The organism is Streptomyces sp. NPDC097640 (genome assembly GCF_040302705.1).
GTDB lineage: Bacteria > Actinomycetota > Actinomycetes > Streptomycetales > Streptomycetaceae > Streptomyces.
The window spans coordinates 1-8,226 of sequence record NZ_JBEOSB010000026.1; the positions used below are offsets into that span (position 1 = coordinate 1).

Here is an 8,226-nt window from a genome sequence, read left to right on the forward strand (position 1 = left end):
AACCGACCCGTCAACACCACACCACCCGAACCCGCACACACCACCACCGCACCCAACACCGGATGCCCCACCCCACCCAACCCCAACGCCACCGGGTTGGCCGTGCCGCCGCGCCTCTTGGCCCAGTAGCGCTCGTGCTGGAACGGATAGGTGGGGAGGTCGATCCGCCGGGCGCCGCTGTCCGCGAAAAAGGCGGACCAGTCCACCGGTACGCCGTGGACATGCAGACGGCCGAGCGCGGTGAGCGCCGCGGCGGGCTCCGGCCGGTCCTTGCGTACGAGGGGGACGAACACCGCCGTATCGGAGGTCACCGACTCCTGGGCCACCCCGCTCAGCGACCCGTCCGGGCCCAGCTCCACGAAGCGCGAGACGCCCTGGTCCGCCAGGAATCGGACGGTGTCGGCGAACCGTACGGTGGCCCGGACATGCCGCACCCAGTACTCGGCGAAGCACATGTCCTCCGGGCCCGCGGCCGCGCCCGTGACGCTCGAGACGAGCGGGATCGTCGGCGTGTTGTACGTCAGGCCCTCGGCTATGGCCCGGAACCCCGCGAGCATCGGCTCCATCAGCACCGAGTGGAAGGCGTGCGACACCCGCAGCATGCGGGTCCTGCGCCCCTCCGCGGCGAATCGCGCGGCGATCTCCTCGACCACGCCCTGGTCTCCGGACATCACGACCGACCGGGGCCCGTTGACCGCGGCGATGCTCACCCGATCGCTGACCAGGGAGGACACCTCGTCCTCCGCCGCCTGGAGCGCCACCATCGCGCCGCCTGAGGGCAGTTCGGCCATCAGCCTGCCGCGCGCGGCCACCAGGACACAGGCGTCCGCGAGGGACAGGACACCGGCCACATGCGCGGCGGCGATCTCCCCGATCGAGTGCCCTGCCACGTAGTCCGGCCGAAGCCCCCACGACTCCGCCAGCCGGAACTGGGCCACCTCGACGGCGAAGAGCGCGGCCTGGGCGAAGTCCGTGCGGTCGAGCAGCTGGTCGTCCGAGCCCCAGAGCACTTCCCGGAGCGGCCGGGGAAGGTGGCGGTCCAGCTCGTCGAGCACCGGCTCCAGCGCGGTGGCGAACGCCGGGTACCGTTCGGCCAGTTCCCGCCCCATACCCAGCCGCTGGGAGCCCTGACCGGCGAAGAGGAACCCGGTCGCGCCCCCCGCGCGCGTGTCGCCCACGAGCAGTCCTGCCGCGGTCTCGCCGTGGGACAGCGCGGTCAGCGCCCGCACGGCCTCCTCGGGATCCTCGGCGAGGACCACCGCGCGATGTTCGAACGCCGCGCGCGAGGTCGCCAGCGAGTACCCGATGTCCAGGGCGCGCGGGCCCGGGTCGGCCGAGCCCGCCACGAGGGGCAGCAGCCCGGCGGCCTGTGCCCGCAGCGCCTGCGGTGTCCTGGCCGACAGCAGCCACGGTACGACAACGGGGTCCGGCCGCTCTGCCGCGTCGTGCCGCACGTCCGCGTCGTGGCGTGGTGCGGGCTCATGCGGGGGCGGCGCCTGTTCCAGGATGACGTGTGCGTTCGTTCCGCTGATCCCGAAGGACGACACCGCCGCGCGGCGCGGTCCGCCGGTCTCCGGCCACGGCGTGGGGTCGGTGAGCAGCGCCACGTCCCCGGCGGCCCAGTCCACATGGGTGGACGGCTGGTCCACGTGCAGGGTGCGGGGCAGCAGGCCGTGGTGCATCGCCTGCACCATCTTGACCACCCCGGCCACCCCGGCGGCCGCCTGGGTGTGGCCGATGTTCGACTTGATCGAGCCCAGCAGCAGCGGCCGGTCGGGGGCGCGGCCCTGCCCGTAGGTGGCGAGCAGGGCCTGGGCCTCGATCGGGTCGCCCAGGGTGGTGCCGGTGCCGTGTCCTTCCACGGCGTCGATGTCGGCGGGCGACAGCGCGGCGCTCGCGAGGGCCTGGCGGATGACCCGCCGCTGCGCCGGGCCGTTGGGCGCGGTCAGGCCGTTGGACGCGCCGTCCTGGTTGACGGCGGAGCCGCGGACCAGGGCGAGCACCGGGTGGCCGTTGCGGCGCGCGTCGGAGAGCCGCTCCAGGACCAGGACGCCGACCCCCTCGGCCCAGCTCACGCCGTCGGCCGCGTCCGCGAAGGACTTGCACCGGCCGTTGGCGGCCAGGCCGCCCTGCGTTCCGAAGTCGAGGAAGGTCTCGGGGCCCGCCATCACCGTCACGCCGCCGGCCAGCGCCATGGAGCACTCGCCCTGCCGCAGCGCCTGGGCGGCGAGATGGAGGGTGACCAGCGACGAGGAGCAGGCGGTGTCCACCGTCAGCGCCGGTCCCTGGAAGCCGAAGGTGTAGGAGATCCGGCCGGAGAGCACGCTCCCCGAGGATCCGGTGCCGAGGAAACCCAGGGATTCCGGGGGGAAGTCGGCGTCGCCGCTCGCGTAGTCGTGGTACATGATCCCGGCGAAGACACCGGTGTCGCTGCCGCGCAGGGACACCGGGTCGAGCCCGGCCCGTTCCAGTGCCTCCCAGGAGGTTTCCAGCAGCAGCCGCTGCTGGGGGTCCATGGCCAGGGCCTCGCGGGGTGAGATGCCGAAGAAGCCCGCGTCGAAGGCGCCCGCGTCCTCGAGGAAGCCGCCCTCCCGGGTGTAGGTGGTGCCCCGGTGTTCGGGGTCGGGGTCGTAGAGGGACTCCAGGTCCCAGCCCCGGTCCTCGGGGAACCCGGAGATCCCTTCCCGGTCCGCGGTGACGAGGTCCCACAGGTCGGCCGGCGACCGTACGCCGCCGGGATAGCGGCAGCTCATCGAGACGATGGCGATCGGGTCGTCGTCCGCGGGCGCGGCGGTGCGCAGCGGCCGGGCACCCCTGGCGGTGTGCACCGCGCTGCCGGGCGCCACCAGCTCGTCGTGCAGATGTCCGGCGAGCTCGCGGATCGTCGGATAGTCGAAGATGAGGGTGGCGGACAGTCGCAGCCCGGTGGCCGCGTTGAGGGTGTTGCGCAGTTCGAGTGCGGTGAGCGAGTCGAAGCCGAGGTCCTTGAACGCCTGGTCCTCCTCGATCTGGGAGGTGGCCGCGTATCCGAGGACCGCGGCCACCTGGCCGCGCACCAGCTCGACCAGGATGCGGGGCCGTTCGGCCTCGGCCGCGCCGGCGAGCCGGTCCGCGAGTTCCGTCGGTTGGGGCGCGCCCCGGTGTGCCGCGCGGCGGGCCGGGCCCCGTACGAGGTGGCGCAGGATCGGCGGGACGTCGGACAGGTGCTCCAGCATCGCGGTGTCGAGCCGGAACGGCGCCACCACGGCGCGGTCGGTGGCCATCGCGGCGTCGAGGAGTGCCATCCCCTGCTCGGCTGAGATCATCCGGGTGCCGAGGCGGCTCATCCGGTCGAGGTCGGTGTCGGTGAGGGTGGCGGTCATGCCGTCCTGGGGCTCCCAGGCGCCCCAGGCGAGGGAGACGGCGGGCAGTCCGCGGGCCCTGCGGTGCTGGGCGAGCGCGTCGAGGAAGGTGTTGGCGGCCGCGTAGTTCCCCTGGCCGAGTCCTCCGAGGAGGCCGGCGGCCGCGGAGAAGAGGACGAAGGCGGACAGCTCCCCGGTGAGCTCGTGCAGATTCCAGGCGGCGTCGACCTTGGGCCGCAGCACGGTGTCCATCCGCTCCGGGGTGAGCGATTCGATGGTCGCGTCGTCGAGCACTCCGGCCGTGTGCACCACGGCCGTGAGGGGGTGGTCGGCGGGTACGGTGTCGAGCAGTTCCGCGAGTGCGGCCCGGTCGGACACGTCGCACGCGGCGACGGTGACCTGTGCGCCCTCGGCGGCCAGCTCGTCACGCAGCCTGGTGGCGCCGGGCGCATCGAGGCCCCGCCGGCTCGTCAGCAGCAGATGGCGTACGCCGTGTCGGGTCACCAGGTGGCGCGCCACCAGGCTGCCGAGGCCGCCGGTGCCGCCGGTGATGAGTACGGTGCCCGCCGTGTCGGTCCAGGGCGCCGCCTCCCCGCGCGGGGCGGCGAGCCGGGTCAGCCGCGCGGCGTGGACCTCGCCGCCGCGCACGGCGATACGGGGTTCGCCGGACGCCAGCGCGCCGCGCAGCGCGGCGACGCCGGCCGGGCCGTCCTCGGCGGCGGGCAGGTCGGCCAGGACGATCCGGCCCGGGTGTTCGGCCTGCGCCGAGGCCAGCAGCCCCCACATCGGGGCGAGCGCGGGTGCCGGGATGTCCTCGTCGGGCAGGGCGGAGACGGCCGCGCGGGTGACCACCACGAGCCGGGAGGCGGCGAACCGCTCATCGGCGAGCCACCCCTTGACCAGCTCCAGCGTGTCGTACAGCGCCTCGCGCACCGCTGTCGGCAGGGCGGGGTCGCCGGGCGGCGTGGAGCGGTCGACGACGACGTGTTCGGGGGGCGGCGCTCCCCGGTCGACCGCCTCGGCGAGTTCGGCCAGGGTCGGGTAGCGGGTATCGGCGGGGCCGGCCAGCGTTGTTCCCTCCGGGCCGATCACCGCCCAGCCCTCGGCGGTCGGCGTCTGACCGGCGCCGACGGGTGTGGTGGTCACGGGCAGCCAGTCGACGCCGAACAGCGCGTCGCGGAGCCCGGGGTGCGACACGCCGTCCGCCGGGGACGCGGGCCGCAGCACCAGCGAGCCGATGGTGGCGACCGGTTGGCCCGTCGCGTCGGCGGCCAGCACCGACACGCCGTCGGAGCCGTTGGGGGTCAGCCGTACCCGCAGCGCCGACGCGCCGACCGCGTGCAGCGCCACGTTCTGCCAGGCGAACGGGTACCGGACGCCCGGGCCCTGGTCCTGGCGCAGCCCGCCCACGGCGTGCAGGGCGGCGTCCAGCAGCGCCGGGTGCACCCCGAAGGACTCGGCCGCGGCGTGGTGTTCCTGGTCCAGCTCGATGTCGGCGAACACCTGGTCGCCCAGGCGCCACGCGGCGCGCAGGCCCCGGAACGCCGGACCGTAGTCGGAGCCGGATTCCGCGAGCCGGTCGTAGTAGCCGTCGAGGTCGATGGGGTCGGCGCCGGCCGGTGGCCACGCCGTGAGCGGTTCGGTCGCGACCTGCCCGCCCGGCGCGAGCGTTCCCTCGGCGTGTCGGATCCACTCGGCGCCGTGGGGCATGTCGTCGGGCCCGTCGTCCGGGCGCGCGTACACGGTCAGCGGCCTGCGGCCGGTCCCGTCCGGGCCGCCCATCAGGATCTGTAGCCGGACGCCGCCGCCCTCGGGCAGCGGTACGGGCGCCTGGATGGTGAGCTCTTCCAGCAGCGGGCAGCCGACCTGGTGTCCGGCGTGCAGGGCCAGTTCGACGAAGGCCGTGCCCGGGAACAGCACCGAGCCCGTGATCACGTGGTCGGCGAGCCAGGGGGTGGAGCGGGTCGACAGGTGGCAGGTGAAGACGTGGCCGTCGCCGTCGGCGAGGGCCAGCTGGGCGCCGAGGAGCGGGTGTGGCGCCGGGGTGAGCCCCAGCCTGTCCGCTCCGGGCTCCTCGGGCGGCAGGTCCAGCCAGTAGCGCTCGTGCTGGAAGGCGTAGGTGGGCAGGTCGACTTGTTGTGCGCCGGACCCGGCGAAGACCGCGGCCCAGTCGGGTGACAGGCCGTTCACATGGAGCCGGGCCACGGCGGTGAGCAGGGTGCGGGGCTCGGGGCGGCCCTCGCGCAGCAGGGGGACGCAGAGCGCGTTCTCGCGGCCGACGGCCTCCTGCGCCATCGCCGAGAGCGTCCCGTCCGGGCCCAGCTCGACGTACCTGGTGACGTCCCGGTCGGCGAGCCAGCGGACGGCGTCGTGGAACCGCACGGTGTGGCGTACGTGGGAGACCCAGTACGCGGGGTCGCCGAGCTGCTCGGCGCCCGCCGCCTCGCCGGTGACATCGGAGATCACGGTGATGGCCGGTGGCGCGTACGACAGGCCGCGGGCGACCTTCTCGAACTCGGCCAGCATCGGCTCCATCAGCGGGGAGTGGAAGGCGTGGCTGACCTGGAGCCGCTTGGTCTTGCGGCCCAGGGCGCGGAAGTGGCCGGCGAGCCGGTCGACCGCCTCGGCGTCACCGGAGACCACCACGGACTCGGGCCCGTTGACGGCGGCGATCGCCACCCGCTTGTCCAGCAGCGGCAGCACCTCGTTCTCGCGGGCGCGCACCGCCAGCATCGCCCCGTTCTCGGGCAGCGCCTGCATCAGCCGGCCGCGCGCGGCCACCAGTGCGCAGGCGTCGGGCAGGTCGAACACACCCGCCACGTGTGCCGCCGCGATCTCGCCGATCGAGTGGCCCACGAGGTAGTCGGGGCGCACCCGCCACGACTCCAGCAGCCGGAACAGCGCCACTTCGAGGGCGAACAGGCCCGCTTGGGCGTATGCGGTCCGGTCGAGGAGGCTCTGGTCCGTCCCGTGTACGACGCTGTTCAGGGGGTGGTCGAGATGCTTGTCCAGCTCGGCGGCGACGGCGTCCCACGCCTCGGCGAACACGGGGTGGCCGCGGTGGAGTTCGCGGCCCATGCCGACGCGCTGCGCGCCCTGCCCGGTGAACAGGAAGGCGAGGTGGCCGTCGCCCGCGACGTCCTGGACCACGCCGGGGGCGGGTGTGCCGTCGGCGAGGGCGGTGAGGGCGGTGCGCAGTCCGTCCCGGTCGGCGCCGACCACGGCCGCCCGGTGCTGGAGGGCGGCCCGGGTCGTCGCCAGGGACAGTCCGAGGTCGGCGGCGGCCGTCTCGGGGTGGGCGTCCAGGTGTGCCAGCAGGCGGCCGGCCTGTGCCCGCAGGGCCTGGCCGGTGCGCGCCGACAGCGGCCAGGCGAGCACGGGCGGGGCGGTGGTGGCGGCCACCGGGGGCTCCGCGGACACGAACGGCTCGCCGGACCCGGGCGGTTCAGCCGACGCGGGCTCCGGTGCCTGCTCGACGATGAGGTGTGCGTTGGTGCCGCTGACCCCGAAGGACGACACTCCCGCGCGGCGGGGCCGGCCGGTCGGCGGCCACGGCCGCGCGTCCGTCAGCAGCGACACCGCTCCGCTGGTCCAGTCGACGGCGGGCGTCGGCTCGTCGATGTGCAGCGTCTTCGGCAGCAGTCCGTGCTCGATGGCCAGCACCATCTTGATGACCCCGACCACCCCCGCGGCGGCCTGGGTGTGGCCCATGTTGGACTTGACCGAGCCGAGCCACAGCGGGTCGGCGGTGCGGCCCTGCCCGTACGTGGCCAGCAGCGCCTCGGCCTCGATCGGGTCGCCCAGCGGGGTGGCGGTGCCGTGCGCCTCGACCGCGTCCACATCGTCGGTGGTCAGCCCCGCACTGGCCAGGGCGGCACGGATGGCCCGCTCCTGCGAGGGCCCGTTGGGGGCGGTCAGGCCGTTCGACGCGCCGTCCTGGTTCACCGCGCTGCCGCTGATCACGGCGAGTACGCGATGCCCGTTGGCGCGGGCGTCGGCCAGCCGCTCCAGCACCAGCATCCCGGCGCCCTCGCCCCACGCGGTGCCGGTCGCCCCGGCCGCGAAGGTACGGCAGCGGCCGTCCGCGGCCAGTCCGCCCTGCCGGCTGAACCCGATGAACAGGCCGGGGTCGGCCATCACCGTCGCCCCGCCGGCCAGGGCGATCGAGCACTCGCCCTGGCGCAGCGCCTGCGCGGCCAGGTGCAGCGAGACCAGCGACGACGAACACGCGGTGTCCACTGTGAGCGCCGGGCCTTCGAGGCCCAGCACATACGACACCCGCCCGGACAGCGCGCTGGAGGTGGCGGCGGTGGTCATGTAGTCCACGGCGCCCTCGCTGCGGGCCGCGAGCCGGCCGTATCCCTGGCCGTTGCTGCCGACGAACACGCCGGTGCGGCTGCCACGCAGCGACAGGGGGTCGATGCGGGCTCTTTCCAGGGCCTCCCAGGACACTTCGAGCAGCAGCCGCTGCTGCGGGTCCATCACCAGGGCCTCGCGTGGGGAGATCCCGAAGAACGCGGGGTCGAAGCCGCCCACGTCCGTGAGGAACCCGCCCTCCCGGACGTAGGAGGTGCCGCGCTGCCCCTGCTCCGGGTCGTACACCCCGTCGGTGTCCCAGCCTCGGTCCGCCGGGAAGGGCGAGATGGCGTCCCGCCCCTCGGCCAGCAGCTCCCACAGCGATTCGGGGCCGTCCACACCGCCGGGGAACCGGCATCCCATGCCCACGATCGCGACCGGCTCATGCCGCCCGGACTCGGCGTCCCGCAGGCGCTGCCGGGTCTCATGAAGGTCGGCGGTCACCCTCTTGAGAAAGTAACGGAGCTTGTCTTCGTTTTCCATCTGAATCTCTCTCAATCCCAATGGCCGCGGAACCTGGTGCCGACTG

The 8,226-nt window shown here is 74.4% G+C and carries 1 protein-coding gene; it reads right to left on the bottom strand.

Going from position 1 to position 8,226, the window contains the following annotated elements:
- Nucleotides 1–8,186, bottom strand: an 8,186-nt coding sequence (locus tag ABTY62_RS33985; protein ID WP_502997576.1) for a type I polyketide synthase, incomplete at its 3' end; no start/stop codon positions are given.
- Nucleotides 8,187–8,226: the final 40 nt, after the last annotated feature.